The organism is Pseudomonas sp. TAE6080, assembly GCF_018732265.1.
Lineage (GTDB): Bacteria > Pseudomonadota > Gammaproteobacteria > Pseudomonadales > Pseudomonadaceae > Aquipseudomonas > Aquipseudomonas brenneri.
On the sequence record NZ_JAHIDY010000016.1, the window covers coordinates 60,012 to 76,829 of the forward strand.

Annotated in this window: 14 protein-coding genes; 3 read left to right on the forward strand and 11 right to left on the reverse strand. The window is 53.9% G+C overall.

Annotated features, from left to right (window positions below; translation table 11 throughout):
* The first annotated feature begins 389 nt into the window (after positions 1-389).
* On the forward strand, positions 390-2,156 hold the full coding sequence (locus tag KL786_RS14140; protein ID WP_215517998.1) for an ATP-dependent nuclease: 1,767 nt from the start codon (positions 390-392) through the stop codon (positions 2,154-2,156).
* The gene (locus KL786_RS14145) at positions 2,153-4,036 is read left to right on the forward strand and encodes an ATP-dependent helicase (RefSeq protein WP_215517999.1); all 1,884 of its coding nucleotides are present in this window, start codon (positions 2,153-2,155) and stop codon (positions 4,034-4,036) included. The genes KL786_RS14140 and KL786_RS14145 overlap by 4 nt, the downstream gene beginning before the upstream one ends.
* Before the next feature lie 500 nt (positions 4,037-4,536).
* On the opposite strand, the gene KL786_RS14150 is transcribed toward KL786_RS14145, so the two are convergent.
* Positions 4,537-4,896, reverse strand: a complete 360-nt coding sequence (locus tag KL786_RS14150) for a nuclear transport factor 2 family protein (protein ID WP_215518000.1) — start codon at positions 4,894-4,896, stop codon at positions 4,537-4,539.
* Between the two features lie 126 nt (positions 4,897-5,022).
* Between KL786_RS14150 and KL786_RS14155 the strand changes: the two genes are divergently transcribed.
* Positions 5,023-5,907 (forward strand): LysR substrate-binding domain-containing protein, encoded by an 885-nt coding sequence (locus KL786_RS14155; protein ID WP_032856510.1) that lies wholly within the window; start codon positions 5,023-5,025, stop codon positions 5,905-5,907.
* 101 nt (positions 5,908-6,008) lie between these two features.
* Here the strand turns inward: KL786_RS14155 and KL786_RS14160 are convergent, their stop codons facing one another.
* The 10 genes from KL786_RS14160 to KL786_RS14205 all read right to left on the reverse strand — a co-directional run bounded on the left by KL786_RS14160 (position 6,009) and on the right by KL786_RS14205 (position 16,726).
* Positions 6,009-6,617, reverse strand: coding sequence for a hypothetical protein (locus KL786_RS14160; protein WP_215518001.1), 609 nt, complete (start codon positions 6,615-6,617; stop codon positions 6,009-6,011).
* Positions 6,614-7,186, reverse strand: coding sequence for an RNA polymerase sigma factor (locus tag KL786_RS14165; protein ID WP_215518002.1), 573 nt, complete (start codon positions 7,184-7,186; stop codon positions 6,614-6,616). The genes KL786_RS14160 and KL786_RS14165 overlap by 4 nt, the downstream gene beginning before the upstream one ends.
* Positions 7,187-7,286: 100 nt before the next feature.
* Positions 7,287-8,918: a vWA domain-containing protein gene (locus tag KL786_RS14170; protein ID WP_215518003.1), complete on the reverse strand. Its 1,632-nt coding sequence runs from the start codon at positions 8,916-8,918 to the stop codon at positions 7,287-7,289.
* Between the two features lie 209 nt (positions 8,919-9,127).
* Positions 9,128-9,778 carry a DUF799 domain-containing protein gene (locus tag KL786_RS14175; RefSeq protein WP_032856506.1) on the reverse strand — a complete coding sequence of 217 codons (651 nt, stop codon included), beginning with the start codon at positions 9,776-9,778 and terminating at the stop codon, positions 9,128-9,130.
* Positions 9,775-10,137, reverse strand: coding sequence for a DUF4810 domain-containing protein (locus tag KL786_RS14180; RefSeq protein WP_032856505.1), 363 nt, complete (start codon positions 10,135-10,137; stop codon positions 9,775-9,777). Before KL786_RS14180 ends, KL786_RS14175 begins: the two co-directional genes overlap by 4 nt.
* Before the next feature lie 29 nt (positions 10,138-10,166).
* Positions 10,167-10,847: a CsgG/HfaB family protein gene (locus KL786_RS14185; protein WP_082627355.1), complete on the reverse strand. Its 681-nt coding sequence runs from the start codon at positions 10,845-10,847 to the stop codon at positions 10,167-10,169.
* A 39-nt stretch (positions 10,848-10,886) separates the two neighbouring features.
* Positions 10,887-11,468: a hypothetical protein gene (locus tag KL786_RS14190; protein ID WP_215518004.1), complete on the reverse strand. Its 582-nt coding sequence runs from the start codon at positions 11,466-11,468 to the stop codon at positions 10,887-10,889.
* A 191-nt stretch (positions 11,469-11,659) separates the two neighbouring features.
* Complete coding sequence (locus tag KL786_RS14195; protein WP_215518005.1) at positions 11,660-12,229, reverse strand: hypothetical protein; 570 nt, start codon at positions 12,227-12,229, stop codon at positions 11,660-11,662.
* 138 nt (positions 12,230-12,367) lie between these two features.
* Positions 12,368-14,950: an autotransporter family protein gene (locus KL786_RS14200; RefSeq protein ID WP_215518006.1), complete on the reverse strand. Its 2,583-nt coding sequence runs from the start codon at positions 14,948-14,950 to the stop codon at positions 12,368-12,370.
* Between the two features lie 1,080 nt (positions 14,951-16,030).
* On the reverse strand, positions 16,031-16,726 hold the full coding sequence (locus tag KL786_RS14205; protein ID WP_215518007.1) for a transposase: 696 nt from the start codon (positions 16,724-16,726) through the stop codon (positions 16,031-16,033).
* Positions 16,727-16,818: the final 92 nt, after the last annotated feature.

The following is a 16,818-nucleotide window of genomic DNA, read 5'->3' on the forward strand; positions in this document are numbered from 1 at the left end:
TGGCCATGGCGCCAGGTGAGCTCCTGAGAGCCAATTTCTGGCTGGTCCCACTGATCGAGCTCCCGGCGCTGGATGGCGAGCCTCCACCCCGGCGCGCGCTGTTGTCCCCCCACCACACCTGCGCTCTAAATGTACAAAATTCCCCGCACACCTTCAGGTATCCATAGCCCTTACCGCTACACGGCCCCAACACGATCTCAGAGAGATTATTTCCCTGCAAATCCCTGCGCATAGGCAATTATCCACGTAGCTGATTTACCGATTCATGGAAGATAAGATGTGCAAGGGCTTGCATAGCTTGATTGATGATTCCAAGCTGTGCTTGAAAAGGCTTCATAGAGCTTGACTTGGCCTTGACCGTAATTTTTGAGACTTACAAGGAAGTCCACATGATACTTGTCGACACCGTACGGATTTTTGGCTTCCGGGGTATTCACACCCTTGAGCTTTCTTTAAATAAAATTACGGTCATGATTGGCACCAATAATGCTGGCAAGACCTCTATCCTTAAGGCTTTACAGTTAGCACTAGGCGATTACGCAAGATATTTAACTGACGAAGATTTTTATATCTCTCCGGAGAAAGGAAAAACGGACACGATCCTGGTGGACGTAAGAATTGTTCCTGTCGAAGCAGGAGGAAATCGGGCAAAGGTTTTTAATGATCAATGGGCAACAGAATTTGGCGACAAAATTCGTTCAACGCCTGATGGCAATCAGTTTTTAGCTCTTAGAACCAAATCAAGCCAAAATCTTGTGAAGGGGGGCTTTGATACCGCAAGATCGTCATTAGAAAAATGGAGCGATAGTGAAGACTGGTATAAAGAACCAAATAAAGAATCAAAAATCACATCCAGACTTCTTTGTCTTCCAATGATCTCAATTGAAGCACAGCGTGATATACATCAGGAGTTAAGAGAACGCTCCTCCTTTGTAGGAAAAATTCTCGCCGGCGTGAGCTATGATAGAGATGACGTGCTTGAACTCGAAAAACTGATTAAGGCAGTTAACGCTCAAGCAATCGCTAAAAGTGAAGACCTATCTAGCCTCAAGGCTCAACTTAACAGTTTAACCCAGTCATTTGCGGGGAGTGGTAGTGCCGAACTAACTCCTTTCCCGAAAAAAGTAAGAGACCTCTCGAAAAACTTTACGGTTCATTTTGGTGATACCGAAGATCAGACATTCTCCATGGAATATCATGGAATGGGCACTCGAAGCTGGGCTTCGATGTTGACAGTAAAAGCGTTTACTGAAATCGCACAGAAGAAACACGAAATTGAGGCTGAACCTTTCTTTCCAATACTTGCCGCTGAAGAGCCTGAAGCTCATCTCCACCCCAACGCACAAAAGACTCTCTACAAACAATTGTCTACCATAAATGGACAAATTCTCGTCAGCACGCACTCGCCATATCTAGCAGGCATGACAGATGTGACGAACATTCGCTCTATCCGCAGAACTCCAAATGGTTGCGCGGCCAGCCAGCTTTTATATGAAATCACGACAGAAGAAAAAAACATACTCACGCGAGAAATTAACAATAAGCGTGCAGATATAATCTTTTCGCGAGCGATCATTCTTTGCGAAGGCGTTACAGAAGAACAAATATTGCCAGCCATGTTCCAAATTTACGCAAACACATCCCTTCATGAACTAGGCATTTCCTGTGTCAGTGTCGGCGGAAAAACATACTCCCCTTTTATAAAACTCGCGTGCAGCCTAGGCATACCAGTTTATATATTCAGCGACAACGACGGCTCCACTTTATCAGAAATCGAAGCGCAAATAAGAAGAATAAAAAAGGAAACTCAACTAAAACTGAACAATGACGTATTTGGAATTTCCTACCTAACCGCCACAAATGATTTTGAAGCCGAGCTATTAAACACGTTATCACTGCGACCGGAAGTCATTGACGCTTTAGTTTTATGCGAAACGAAGGGGTCCAGCAATGAACGTTTTTTGGAGGCTAAACATCGCGAAATTTCTGGTTTAGATGATGCCGCCCTAATTGATAAGCTGCGGTCGTTAAAAGCATCGTATGCTGGTTATCTTGGGGAGATTTTGATCGAAAACAAACAACAAAGAAGCCCTGAGCAAATACTACCTAATGCAGCTATTGAGACATTCGACAAACTTAAGGAATGGTTAAGATGATAAACTTATCTGAGGCCCAATCGAAGGTAGTATTTGCTCCTATAGGCGAGGCCATGCAAGTACTGGCATCGGCGGGATCTGGCAAAACACGAGTATTGACTGAAAGAATTCGCCACATACTTAATAGCACTAAAAAAGAAGGTGTTATCGGTCTAACTTTCACCAATAAAGCAGCCGAGGAAATGAATGAACGATTGGATGACCTACCAGACATCCAAGAGCGCTGCTGGATAGCTACGATACACTCTATTGCACAGCGGATAGTAGATCAATACGGTCATGTGATAGGGCTACCCTCCGAACTGCATCTATATGAGCGGGATGAGGATAGAAAAACAGTATTTATCCAATCACTCATCGATGACGGTATCGATATTGATGAGATTTTTGACACGCACCAACGAACGGCAGATAGATCAAAAATAATCCAGAAATATATGGATGCTTTTTCAAGTATAAAGAGAAGCTTGCTGAGCGAAAGTGACATTATCTCCCGGCACGCGCAAAATCCAACATTTATCTCCATATACAGAAAGTATCAAGAAGCCCTACTCAACAGCGGCGGAATCGATTTTGACGACATTTTGGTATATGCTCACAAAATATTGATAGAGCAACCATGGTGCGGCGACATATATAGAGCAAAATACAAGCACATATGCGTAGACGAAGCACAGGACTTAAACAAGGCCCAGTATGAGTTCATTAAAGCTTTAGCAGGCGGCAAGCTTACAAGCGTGATGATGGTGGGCGATCCGAACCAAATGATTTACGGTTTCAATAGCTCGTCTCAAGAGTTTTTGTGCACAGCTTTTCTAGAAGATTTCCCCGCAGTAAAATATAGTCTTGTAGAAAACTACCGCAGTTCTATAGCAGTTGTAGAATGGGCTAACAAACTCAAACCAGGCTCACAACTCGGCATGACCGCCGCTCTACCTGGTTACAGTCAGATTCATGAATGCGCTGATGAAGAGCATGAAGCGGCTGTAATATGCGACGTGGTTAATAAAATTATTGACCTCAAACAACACGCCGAAATCGAAGGGGATATAACGCTTAACAATATTGTTGTTATCGGAAGAAACCGATTTGTATTTAAGACATTAGAAAGCAAGCTAAAAACCTTACAAATCCCCTACTTCTTGAAGAAAGGAGAGCTACGTCAACCTCCCTCCTCACGATTTGGCAAAGCGCTAGACTTAGCAATTCGCTTAAAATTAAATCCAAAAGACTGGATTGATGGCCAAAAACTATGCGCGCTACTTAATCTGAACACAGCTCAAGATTGGGGAGACCGTCTACTATTAGAAAAACTCGCCTCAGACATACCTTCTGCGCCACTATCAGACATATACTCAAAGCTTTTAATGTTCGTTTCAAGCTTGGACATTGAAGGACCAAACATACCAAAACTTGTTCTTGCATTTGAAAGCGAGCTAAAAAACCATCATACAAACAACTCAGATGACATAGGAATAGAGATAGAGCTTTCCTTGTTCGATCTAGTTGACTTTAGAGACTCCTGGACTACTTTTAGGCGAAAAGGTTTAGGCACTAGCTTAATTGCGTTCCGAAACGCGATGGCTTTGGGACAATTATCAGAGCCTGTGCAAAAAACCGGACTAACCCTAAGCACTGTACACACCATGAAGGGCCTTGAAAAAGACATAGTCTTTGTGATTGGGATGTGTGACGGAATCTTTCCCGATTACCGAGCGAAAAGCAAACAGGAAATTGATGAGGAACGGAACAACGCATTTGTGGCAATCACCAGGGCGCGACGTTGGATATATATAACGTACCCAATTCGAAGGATGATGCCGTGGGGTGATGTCAAGCTTCAAAGAAGATCTCGTTTCATCGACGAACTCACACGTTGAGCTCTTTTTGACATCGCAGTGAAGCAGCATCTCTATAAATCTGTACGTGCGTCACCTACTGCATAGCCTCTGCGTTGGCGTGGATTTGTCGTTGGTGACTGCCGAGGTGTATCCCCAGGTGTATCCCCAAAAAAAAATAAATAATTAATTCTATAAATATCAATAGCTTACTGATCGTGTAATAAGCACGCCGGGGCACCAGATACAGATAAAAAGCCCCAGGTCGCAAGACCTGGGGCTTTTTTGTGGGCGCTGTCCCGTCCTGAATAAGGTTTACACCTTCTGACCTATCTTCAGGAGGGAGCAATGGTTTCAGATAGCGGTGGGAAGGCGAGGAAGTTGGTTTCACTTCCATCACAAAGACTCTTCTGACGGCCATATCCAACTAGGTAAAGCGCTTTTCCGTTGTAAGTCGGAGTGAGTAAACTGGCGACGCGAAGATTGCACTACATAAAATTGTTCTCATTTTGCATCTGGCGGTTAGCTTACCGAGTTGTCACTTAATCAGCCTTGTGAAAGAGTTTGGCGAAGATCATCCAGTGGCCATCGACTTTCATCAAATTCAAGTAGTCGACCATGACGTTATTGAATAGGCGCAAACGCACTTTAACGATGGCCATTTCCGCAGACATCACATCAATCATCAACACTTCATCAAGTTGTGGAAAACCACCTTCTTTTGGCGACTGACGGCTTTGAACCATGGCCCTGTACTCATCAAAAGACCGGACGATCACGGTCGAATCTTGCGCGCTATATAACACGCAACCCCGATGAAAGACCCGATCGAACAGATTCAAGTCCTGGGTTTGCAGCACATCAAAGTAGTTTTTCAGAAACGACTGGATTTCATTGATCATGGCGAACAACTCCCGCTTTATAAGCACGACGTTATTTAAATAATTAAATCGTCGCTATTATCGGCATCTCGCTCACTTCACGTATAGCGGCTATTATTAGACTTTTCCGTGAAAGGAATTCACCTATTGAAGCTCCCTCCACTCGCCGCATTGCGCGCCTTCGAGGCTTTGGCCCGGCTGGGCAAGGTGAATTTGGCGGCCATTGAGTTGCACGTCACCCACAGTGCCGTCAGCCATCAGATTGGCTCTCTTGAAGAGTATTTGGGTATTGCCTTGGTGATGCGCAGCGGACGTTCCCTGGTGTTGACGGAAGAGGGCCGCATTTATGCCTACCAGATCAGGCAGGCGCTGGGTGAAATAGCCGGGGTCACAGAGAAATTTCTGACGAGAACCAATTTCCCGCAACTGACCCTGTCGGTGCTGCCCTCCTATGCCATGCACTGGTTATTGCCACGCTTGCACGGTTTCATGAGTGCCCATCCCGGGCTGCGCCTGAAATTGGAATCGACCATGGCGTTCGCTGGTTTAGAACAGGGCCTGGTCAATTGCGCAATCCGCTTCGGCCACGGCCAATGGCCCGATATGCATTGCGAAACACTGATGACCGACTCATTGCTGGTGGTCGCTGCTCGCGACTTCAACCACGGTGTACTGCCAGACACGCCGCACGCCATCCTGGAGCAGCCACTGCTGCACGCCAGTGAAAGCTGGGCAACCTGGCTGTGCGCAGCGGGCGTGGAGGGGCAACGCCCTCACGCCTCGCTGGAGTTCACCGATTCAACATTGCTGCTCGAAGCGGTACGGCTCGGGCACGGCGTCGCATTGACGCGCCGCTCGATAGCCCATTCACTGATTCAACGTGGGGAGCTGGTCAAACTCACCGACATCGAACCGGCGCATTCTTCGAGCTACTACCTGGTCTGGCCACTGGGGATTAAACGTTCGGCGCAATTAACCTCCCTGCACAGCTGGCTCAAAGACCAAGTCGTGACGTATCAAGACAGCCTATAAAACTGGTGCCTGTAGGTCTCAGTTCAAACCAGGCCGGGGACAGTAGATACAGACGAAAAGCCCCAGGTCGCAAGACCTGGGGCTTTTTTGTGGGCGCTGGTTCAACGCTTTTGCAGCGCCTCCAGCCGGGCTGGCAGGTTTTCGTCGGGAAAGCGCTTGTACAAGGCCAGCAGCTTCTCATCCGCCGCCCTGCTCTCACCCGCCTGGCGCAGACGCACAATTTCCTCAAGCCCTTGTTCCAGGGACTGCGGTTTGGCGGCCATCTGCTTGCTCATTGTTGCCACAGGCTCATCGGCCATCGCCATCTCGGCCTGGGCCTGGGCCTGGATTGGCGCGCTATCCGCCTGCGGTGCCATCGCCAGACGAGCCATCGGCGCAGGAGCGGCCGGGGCAGACAGTGCCTGTGGCGGTGGCGCGGCGGCGTACTGGGCGGTTTCAGGCAGGTTGATGTCCGGCACTGGCGAGCGCATCACCACGCCAATCAATAGCGCGATCCCGGCGACGGTAGCAAAAGCCATCTGCCAGCGTGGCCGTTGGCAGGCTTGCAGCCAGCGTTGCCACAAGCTCGGCGCGGGCGCTGGGGCTTCGCGGCGGGCGGCGGCGAGGATAAAGGCGTCGAGGGACGCAGGCGGTTCGCCACTGGTATGTTGGCGAAAGTGCTGGATCAGTCCTTCGTCAATCGGATCCTGGGAGTGTCGGGAGTCAGTCATACGGGTACCTCCTCGGCCAGCAGCCGACGCAGTTTCTGCTGGGCGTAACGCAAGCGGCTTTTTACCGTTTCCAGTGGGCTGCCGGTCAGGGCGGCGATTTGTGGCAGTTCCAGGTCGCCGTGCAGGCGCAGCATGAACACTTCGCGCTGGTCTTCAGGCAGGTCTTGCAGAGCAGCCTCCAGGCGGCCCTGGTCACGGCTCAGGCTCAGTTGCTGCTCGGGGCCGGCGCTGTCGTCGAGTTGGGCATGAAGCTGTTCGTCGTAGCTGTCGTGCAACGGGTTGTGGATGCCGTGCTTGCGCCAGTGATCGATCAGGCGGTTGCGGGCAATCTGGAACAACCAGGTACGAAAACTCGCCCGGCCCTGTGGCTGGGTGGTGCTGCGGATCAGGCTGAGCCAGGTGTCCTGGTAGATTTCCTCAGCCAGTTCGGCCTTGTTGCTCAAGCCCACGAGAAACCGGTAGAGGCCCTGGCGGTGCCGGGCGTACAGGACCTCGAACGCAGCGGCATCGCCGGTGCGGTAGCGGGCCAGCAGCGATTCGTCGCTGGGTGGATCATTTGGAGCGGGCATAGTGGGTGACGAACTCCTTTCGATGGATCAATGCAGATTACCTGTGGGAGCCGGGCTGAACTAATGCCAGCTCCAACAGGGATCTCGGTCATGGGCAAGATCAGTGTTTGAGGCTTTGGGCCAGCTCCACCAGTTGTACGAATTCATTGCGCAGGCCGTAGGGATCATCACCACGGGCCGAGCGGGCCAGGGTGGCGGTGTCCTTCAGGCTCATGCTGCCAGTGTAGCGGCCATCGCCCTTGAGCTGTTGGGCGAAAGCAGCCACGGCAGCGGCGAAGCGCAGGTCGTCGCTGGCCGCGTGCCGGGCGTTATTGATCGGGTGTTCGATCAAGCGACTGCTGCCGCCCGCCGCCGGCTTGTAGCGTACCCGCAACATGGCCAGCTCTGCGGCATTGCCCTCGGCAGCAGGTGCCGACGTATAGCGCAGCGGTTCCAGCCAGCCTTTTGTACCCTTCGGTACAATTTCATACAACGCCGTCACAGTATGCCCGGCACCGATCTCGCCGGCGTCTACCTTGTCGTTGTTGAAATCCTCACGTTTCAAGGCCCGGTTTTCGTAGCCCAGCAGGCGATATTCGCTGACTTGGGCCGGGTTGAATTCCACCTGCAGTTTCACATCCCGCGCCACCACGGCCAGGGTCGAGCTGAGCTGCTCCACCAACACCTTGCGGGCTTCGCGCAGGTTGTCGATGTAGGCGTAGTTGCCATCGCCCGCGTCGGCCAGTTGCTCCATCAGGTGTTCGTTGTAGTTATCCACGCCAAACCCCAGGGTGGTCAGGGATACCCCACTTTTGCGCTGGTCCACGGCCATTTGCTTGAGGCTGTCGAAGTCGCTGATGCCGACGTTGAAGTCACCATCGGTGGCCAGCAGGATGCGGTTGATACCCTGGTCGATAAACCCTTCGCGGGCCATTTGATAGGCCAGTTCGATGCCCGATGCACCGGCTGTCGAGCCGCCGGCGGTCAACTGGTCGATGGCGTTGCGGATTTTTGCCTTGTCGCGCCCGGATGTGGGCTTGAGCACTACCCGCGATTCGCCGGCATACACCACCAGAGACACGCGGTCCTGAGCACGCAGTTTGTCCACCAGCAGCTTGAGGGTGCTTTTGACCAACGGCAAACCTTCGCGACGGTCCATGGAGCCGGAAACGTCCACCAGAAACACCAGGTTGGCCGGCGCCAGTTCGGCCACGGCCCGCTCGGATGCCTTGATGCCAATACGCAGCAGGCGCGTGTTGGGGTTCCAGGGGGTCGAGGCGACTTCAGTGGTCACGCCGAAGGGAGAACCATCGGTCGGCAGCGCGTAGTCGTAGGGGAAGTAATTGACCATTTCCTCAAGTCGCACGGCACCTTCGGGCGGCAGGCGACCTTGATTGAGGAAGCGTCTGACGTTGGCGTAGCTGCCCGTGTCGACATCGACGCTGAAGGTCGAGACCGGGGTTTGGGCAACGCTGTGCACCGGGTTGTCCGGCAGGTTCTGATACTGCTCGCGCGGCTCGGCGCGATATTCCATGGCCACCGCGTCATGCATGGCCATCGGTGCCGGCATCGCCATTCGTTTGAGCATGGCGCCCTGAGCCTGGATGGGCGCACTTTGCAGTTCGGGGATAGCCACCGCTTCGGGCGCCTTGGCCTCGTCACGAGACGACAGCCCACACCCGGCAAGCGCCACCAGCAAGGTCACGGCAAAGCCCTGGGCAGCGGGGCGTAGGAAGAGAAGAGGACGGGACATGGGCTGAACCTCGTGAGTGAATGATCCGTTCACAAGGTCAGACGTAAGAGCGTCGGGATTCGGGTTAGCGTGCGATCACTCGATCCAGGTGGAAGCGGGCTTGCTCGCGATAGCGGTGGGTCAAGTCGCCGTATGTATCGACTGAGCCACCGCTATCGCAGGCAAGCCAGCTCCCACACAAGCCCGCTCCTACATTGGATTTGCGCGGATCAGTCCGAGCCGTATTTGGGCGAGCGCGGGCCGTACAGGATACCGGTGCGTTGCCCGGCCGACAGCAGGCGTGCGCTGGTGATGCCGGCAATCGGGTGCGCTGCGTCGGTGGAGCTGTTGATCACTTGCTTGACCGCTGCCGTGATCAGCATGCCCACCAGGCCGCCACCGTTGTTGTTGCCTTCCTCGCTGGAAGCCCGTGCAGAACCGGTCCACAAGGTGGTGCCGGTACGCAGGTCGACCAGTTTGGCCGAGGCCGTCACCGAGGTGTCGCTGGTGACCAGCATGTACTTGGTGCCGTACTCGCTGACAGTGATGTACAACGCCGCGTCCGCACCGAAGATCTCATGCAGCTTGCCCGGTGCCACGGCCTGGATATCGTTGGCGGTGGTCAGGCCGTTCTGGCGGAAGGTTTCGTCCACCAGGGCAATCGGCATCACGTAGTAGCCGGCTTCCGCCAATGGGTAGGTCACCTGCGATACCAGGCTGTAGGACGCCTGCACTTCAGGGGATTCATTGATCGGTGGCAAGACCAGGATCGACTTCGGTCGCGCCTGCTTGTACGCCGCGTAATCAAAAGTCTTGGGCGCCGCGCAGCCGCCCAGCAACGCCAGGGCCAGTAAGGCACCGGTGAGTTTCAACAGGCTCATTTCTTCACCTCCGGGGCCTTGGCGTTTCTCAGCAAAAAGTCCATGTAGGCAGCAGACTCGGGGAACAACGCCTTCTCGGTGCGGAACTGCTGCACCATCTGGTCATCCTTGCCCATGCTCAGGTACAGCATGCCCAAGTGGGCGTGGTAGCCCGGCGGGGCCTGGCGGCCACTGGCGTTGATCTTTTGCAGGTCGCGCTCCAGCGCTTCGACCTGGGCTTCCTTGGGCTCACCCTTGAAATACTCATAAACCTGCGGCTGATAGCTTTCCCATTGATACAGGGGCTTGGGTGCCGTCTGGCACCCTGCAACCAGCGCGGTTGCTGTCAGCATCAGCGATAACTTCACTGCCTTGCTCATCCGTGTACTGCTCCTTGAAAACACGTGAATCAGTTACGCGGGTTCCAGGCGCCGGCGTTGATGCCGTCGACCAGGCGATTGATCGCTTCGCGCATGGCCAGGTCCAGGACCTTGCCATTGAGGGTGGAGTCGTAGCTGGCGGTGCCGCCAAAGCCCACTACTTCACGGTTCGACAGCGCGTATTCACCGGCGCCCTGGGTGGAATACACCACTTCGGAGGTGCTGATGTTGACGATGTTCAGGTTGATCTTGGCGTAGGCCACCTGGGTCTTGCCACGGCCGAGGATGCCGAACAGTTGGCGGTCGCCGGTTTCTTTGCGGCCGAACTCGGTCACATCGCCGGTCACGACGAAGTCAGCGCCCTTGAGCTTCTGCGCAGTGCCTTTGATTTTCGCTTCCTGGGAGATTTCGCCCATGTTGTCGCGGTCCAGCACGCTGAAGCGGTTGGTCTGCTGCAAGTGGGTGATCAGGATGGTCTTGGCCTGGCCACCGAGGCGGTCCACGCCGTCGGAGAAGATCCCGCGCATGTAGCTGGAGCGGTTATCGAACTTGCCCACGGCGATCGGCACACGTACGCCCGAATAGACAACGCTGGCGCTGGCGACTTTTTCGATCGGCAGTGCGCGGGAGCTTTCAGTGGCGCAACCGGCCAGCGCCAGCAGCGCTGCGCCGGCAAAGCCTGACAGCAGGATTTTTGAGAGTGATTTCACGTAGTGCTCCTAAGTGGTAAATCGAGGCCGCAGGTAACGCTATCGCGATGGAATACCGCGCAGATCGTCAACGATAAAACGGCTAAGCGCGCCGGTGTAGAAGGTCTCTACATTAGAGTTGCCGCTGTTGGTCAGCACCCCGGCCATGGTTTTCATGTTCTGCCAGTCGCCCTTGTACCCAGATGGCATCAGCCCTTGGCGAGCCTGGGAAAAATGCAGCACCTGGGCATCGGCCTTCTTGACCTTGACCTGATAGTTGAAATCGACACTGGCCAGGATGGTGTTGTCATCGACGATGGTCGTCATGAAACCGCCCTTCGTATCTTGAATACGCCGCGTATAGATAACGCTCACATCCAACAGGTAGTCGGCCTTTTCCTTGCTCGTGGCGTAGCGCTTGGCCTTGAGCAAGCGGTCGACCAGGTCGATACCCAGTTGCTGGCGAACCTTGTCATCCGACAGGAAGCGTTCGTTCTTGCCCACCACCTCAACGTCGAAGGTATCGAGCCAATACGTGGCGTTCTTGGGAATGGTCACGGGCGCTGGAGAGATGTAGTACGCAGGCTTGGAAGCACAGCCAGCCAGGAAGGAGAGAGCCAGCAGTAAGGCAAAAACGCGCATCTTCGAATTCATCCCTGATTAAGTGCTGTGGCATTTTACGGAGTTGAGAGCGGTTCTCAAGTTGTTTCGTCCTGGTAGGTGCAGCGGGCAGATTCCTGTAGGAGCGAGCTTGCTCGCGAAAAACGCCCAGGCGACGCGTGCATTCGACAAGTGAGCGTTATCGTTTACGTTCTTCGCGAGCAAGCTCGCTCCTACAGGGTTGCGGGGACGGGAATGCGCTGCGCAGGGTCGGTGACGTCATACACATGCTGCTCACAGCCCGCGCCGACGATCACGAATTCCACCAGGTAAACCTTCTGCTTCTGCGGCTTGAACGCCGAGCTCATAGGGCCACAGGAATAGACAATCTTTACGCCGTAGTGGTAGTTGTTCGGGTCATACACCCGCGACTCGCCCAACACCTCGATTGTCTGCCCCGGATCGGCCAGCACTTCCAACTGCGGGAAGCGCTTGACCGCCGCGCTATTGGCCACCTCACTCATCTTGGCGATCCAGCCGAACACCTTGCCCCGGCCCGAATCCACCACCGTGCCGAGGATCTCCGGCCGCTGATCGGCATCACCGCCACGGCGCACGGAGAACTGCACAGGGTAGGTAAAACCGGTGGCCCGCATGATCACCTTGGCGTGCTCGGCATCGGCCACGACCTTATCTTGCTGCAACTGCACGCCGTTTTTGAGCAGGCTGGGCGACGAGTCACGGGCATTGGAGTGACAGCCCGCGAGGATCAGGGCCGAGAGGATAAAGGCAACTTTTCTCATGAGGGTTTTCCGTAACGATGACGGGTCCACCGGTGGACTCGGCATTTTGTTGGCTTCTTCCAACGAATTACAACGGGGCGAAAACAGGGATCCGACCACGAGTCAAAACTCAACCGTGGTCTGCTCCCCGCTGTCTATTTAAAACGCATACCGCGCCTTGACCATCACCCCATCCGCGTCAAACCCGCTACGCGCCTGACGGGTATAGCTGGCACCCACCGTCAGCGCCGACACTTGATAATTCAGGCCCAGGCTGGCTTCGTAGCTGTTGCGTGCCACCGAAGCGCCCGTGACGGTAAACGCCGAACCACCCATCACAAAGCTCGACGTCTGCGCCACGCGACCACCCATCAGGTCGTGATAGGCCATCAAGGTCGCTTCCGGTTGCAGGGTACCGGCGCCCAACGGCAGGTTGCCCGCCAAGCGCACGCCCGCCCCCAACTCGCCCACTTCATAGCGCTGCGAACCAGTGCTGAGCGCTGCCGAAGAGCCCTTCTCATTGAAACCATCCATACGCACGCTGGAATAACGCGCCGCTACACGCGGTTCGATCAGCACCCTGTCCGACGGCTTGAAGCTGTAGCCGCCCAGCACGCTGGCCGACAACGCCCGGCTGTCGTAGCTGCCCTTGGCCGTGGTGCCAGCAACGTGGCGCTTGCTGTCGTTGTCGTTGAAGCCGTAGCTCAGGCTGCCATCGACAAACCAGTTTTGCAGCGACCAGTTGCCGTACAGCGACAGGGCATTGCCCTGCACTTCGGTCTTGTTGCCCAGGTCCGAGTGAATGTTGGAGTTGAGGTAGCTGTACGCCGCCCCCACAGTGGTGGCGTCGTTCAAGCGACCGTCCACACCTACCGCCATACCGCTGCTGTTGGCCGAGTAGCCGTTGTCGCCACCGCGACCGTCCTGGTCCATGTTGCTGCTCAGGCCTTGCACCCATACACCGCCACGCTCACTGCCATCGCGCTGACCGGCCAGGCGATTGAGGATCGCGCCGTTGATCACGGTCTGCCCAGACAACGCCACGTCCAGCGCGCCACGGTTCACGTCCGGCTTGAGCTGCTCGCCAATCTGCGCCAGTTGCTGGGCAGTGCCGGCGTTGGCCACGGCCTGGAACACCGCGTCGTCCTCGCTCAGTTGCCCCAACACCTCGTTCTTCAGCTCGTTGAGTGCAGTGACCGACGCCGCGCCAGCACCTACGCCCCCCAGATCCTCCTGCACCTGCTCATCGCTCTTCAAGCCCACCACCGCCTTGACGGTTTGCGCATCAGCCGAGTAGCTGAATACATCCAGCAACGACGAGCTACTGGCGACCGTCAGGCCATTGTTTTGCACGCTGGAGGCTTGCAGCAGGGTGTATTCAATACCACTAGGCACGGCGGTGAAATCACCGGGCTTGGCGCTCAAGGTCACGTTGGAGCCTTGGGCGAAATTCGCCGCGCCGTTGACCGTCAAATAAGGCGTGGTCGGCACGACACTGTTGGACAGGCGCATATCCACCCCGGCACCGCTGGCCACATTCAGGCCGCCAGTGATCGCGGTGCCGGCGTCAGACAGGTTCAACGAACCTGCATTGATCGACACCGGGCTGGCAATACTCTTGCCGGTAAAGTCCGCCTGACCGGTGATATTCACACCCGTGACACCGAGCACATCACCGACGATTTTACCGCCACTCCAGTTCAGGCTCGCCAGGTTGGCAGCATCGATGGCCGTGCCGGAATTGCTGCGAATTTCACCGGCTTGCTGGTTGATTTCGAAGGGGGAGGTTTGCTCGTCAATATCGGCATAAATGGCTACGCCATCGGCACTGATGATGCCTCGGTTGACGATACCGCGAGAGCCGGGCGCACTGTTCTGAGCGAAAGTTGCTCCGTGGAAGTCAAAAGCATCAGCCTTTTCGCCTTTTGCTTCGATCGTGCCGGTGTTGAGGATGTAATCGACAGTGCCGTCATAAAACACCACTCCAGCGGTAGCTGCGCCGTTCGCGGAAATCAGGCCACTGTTTTCGATCCTCAAGGGAGATGTAGGGGTTTCCACCTCGAAAGCCCAGGAGTCGTCGCCCGTGACAGACAACGTACCGGAGTTGAGAATCTTGCCGCCGATGCTGATTGGGGAGAGGCCTCCTCGGTCCAGCACCATAGCAAGCGAGTTAACGCCCGTCATTCGTACCACGCCGGTATTGGAAACGTCCCCCGCCACCGTGGTGCCATGCAACCGAATACCATCGCGAAAAGTCCAGGGATTGGATACTGGGGCTGTGGACTGGATGGTCCCGGAGTTGATCACGCTCCCGCCAATCGTAGTAGCACCAATCTCAAAAGCTTGAAACGCCCCGTTACTCTGGGTGATGTTAGCTGCCTGGATAACATCACCAGTGACGGTGCTACTCCCTGGATTGGCAGTCAGTTGCAGCGATGGGTCCACGGCAAACCCTCGGATATCGCGACCCTGACCATCCAAAATAATATCTGCACGATTGATCAACGAACCCTGAATTCTCGTATCGGCGACACTCACTCCCATCCAATTGCTAATGCCTTGGCTAGCGGTCACGTTCGTGGGCTGAGTCACCGTTCCGGTGAAGGTCAGTGATTCACTAAATATCCCGCCGCTCAAGGTACTTTTGCCTTGGCCAACATCCACTTCAACGGCCAGCACTTGGGTACTGATTGCCCCAACGATCAAAGCCAGCAGGCTTTTTTTAAACGGCTTTGGCTTCATGTAAAACTCCATGTATGACGGGCAAATCCGCCCACTATCTCGGTGGTTGCAGGTGTAAAACCGTAATGGCCTAATTGGCCCTCGCCTGCCGCTACCCGGCGACCTGTGTATTGAGCTGATCAATGGCCTGCACAATTGGTTCGCGATCAGTGGCGGGCAGGTTGTTGGCACTGCGTTTTTTAATCTCGTGAAAGGCTCATCCGGAGAGCCAACTAACCGATTGATTAATAACAAAAATCATAATTCAGTGTTAAAAATACGCTTGGGAAGGCGGGTTAACCGCGCGATTGTCGTAGGAATGACGAGCAAGCAAAATAGGAAATTTCCTAAAAAATTAAGGAAAAATCCCACTCCATAAAATAATTTTTCTTACTCCTAATAATAAATCTGTCCCCTTGTCCCCTTTTAGTCCAAGCCTAGTGGTGTGTTAACGCCTTTTGCACCAAGAAAACTTTATAAAATTAAGTATTCCCTAAATAAACGGCCCCATCCGAGAACTCCATAAGCCAAGGCTCAGTTGATGACGAACAAAATGCATTCAAGACGCGGCCGTCAGATAATTTAAAAAATGGATCAATTGGCTGAGCATCAATAAGCCAACCTACCTCAACAATGGATAAGCCTAAAAACTCAGAAACATGGTCAAGGGCATCGTCATCCCAACAAGCGAACAGCAACTCCCCCCCTTAGACACACGCCACGCACTCTCAGTCCGAAAGCTCCAACCCGCCGAAAAAAGCATAAAAGTATCGCCATCCCAAAATACTCTTTCAATTTTCATAGGCAACAAAAGAGCCACAGCCTGCAAGAGTGTATTCATCATTTAGTCCACCTGTTCAATATGCGTACGCTCTCTAATCCACTGCTTCCGTTCAGCCTTCGATAAACCTTGCGGGGGCTGCGGCGGCTTTCCAGTAGTCGGATCAACAGGTCCGCCATTAGCGTTCTCGAATGATGCGCGCTGGGGACTTCGACCATCCGCCTGCATCACCCGAACTCGCGAACCATCAGGCAAGATGTATTGGACAAAAAAGAAAAAAGGGGACAGAAAAAAGCAGAAAAAAGGGGACAGATTTATTTTTATCTATCGCGCCGTGGCCTACCTTGCCCTCGAGATGCGATTCGGATTCCTGCGATACGCTCGACCTCATCGGTGAAGCGAGTAGTTCCAGTAAGTTGCCCGCGCTGTAGAGCCAGACGTATCGTTTTCAACTCATCGTTTGAAACAGCCTGATTTACGAAGCTCTTGTAACTTTCATGCCTGTCCTGCTTTGTATCACCCGGCACATCAAAGTAATCATCAATATCTAACCAATCGTTATCAGGAGAACAGCCGACTCGAGCGTTATAACTTGACCATGGGTAGTCTGCCGCACTCGCCACCATATCGGCACGAACAGGATTCAGCTCGATATATCGACAGCACGCCAGAAAATAACTTTCGGACTGCACCACGCTCGACTTATAGCGACCCTCCCATAAAGTACCTGTCCGCCCTTCTATCCGGTTCCGATAACGAGTAGCTCGTGCTGCAAGCGCCTTCATAAGCTGCCCCAAACCAGCAACCGACTCGCTTGGTGCGACTAACAAATGAATATGATTGGTCATTAAACAATAGGCATATACTTTTACGCCAAATGCCTCCTTCAGTTCCCGAAGATCCCCTACATAGCGTTGGTAATCTTCTGGCGCGGCAAATACAACCTGACGATTGTGACCACGTTGAACAATATGGTGCGGATAGTTTGGTAGAACGACACGTCCCATCCTAGGCATAATGAACCTCCTTCCTTAAGAGCTTATAGCCTAGCAAAGGGACAAAAATAAATTTTTCTTTTTCTGCTACAGCATATAAGCATCACAAAAAA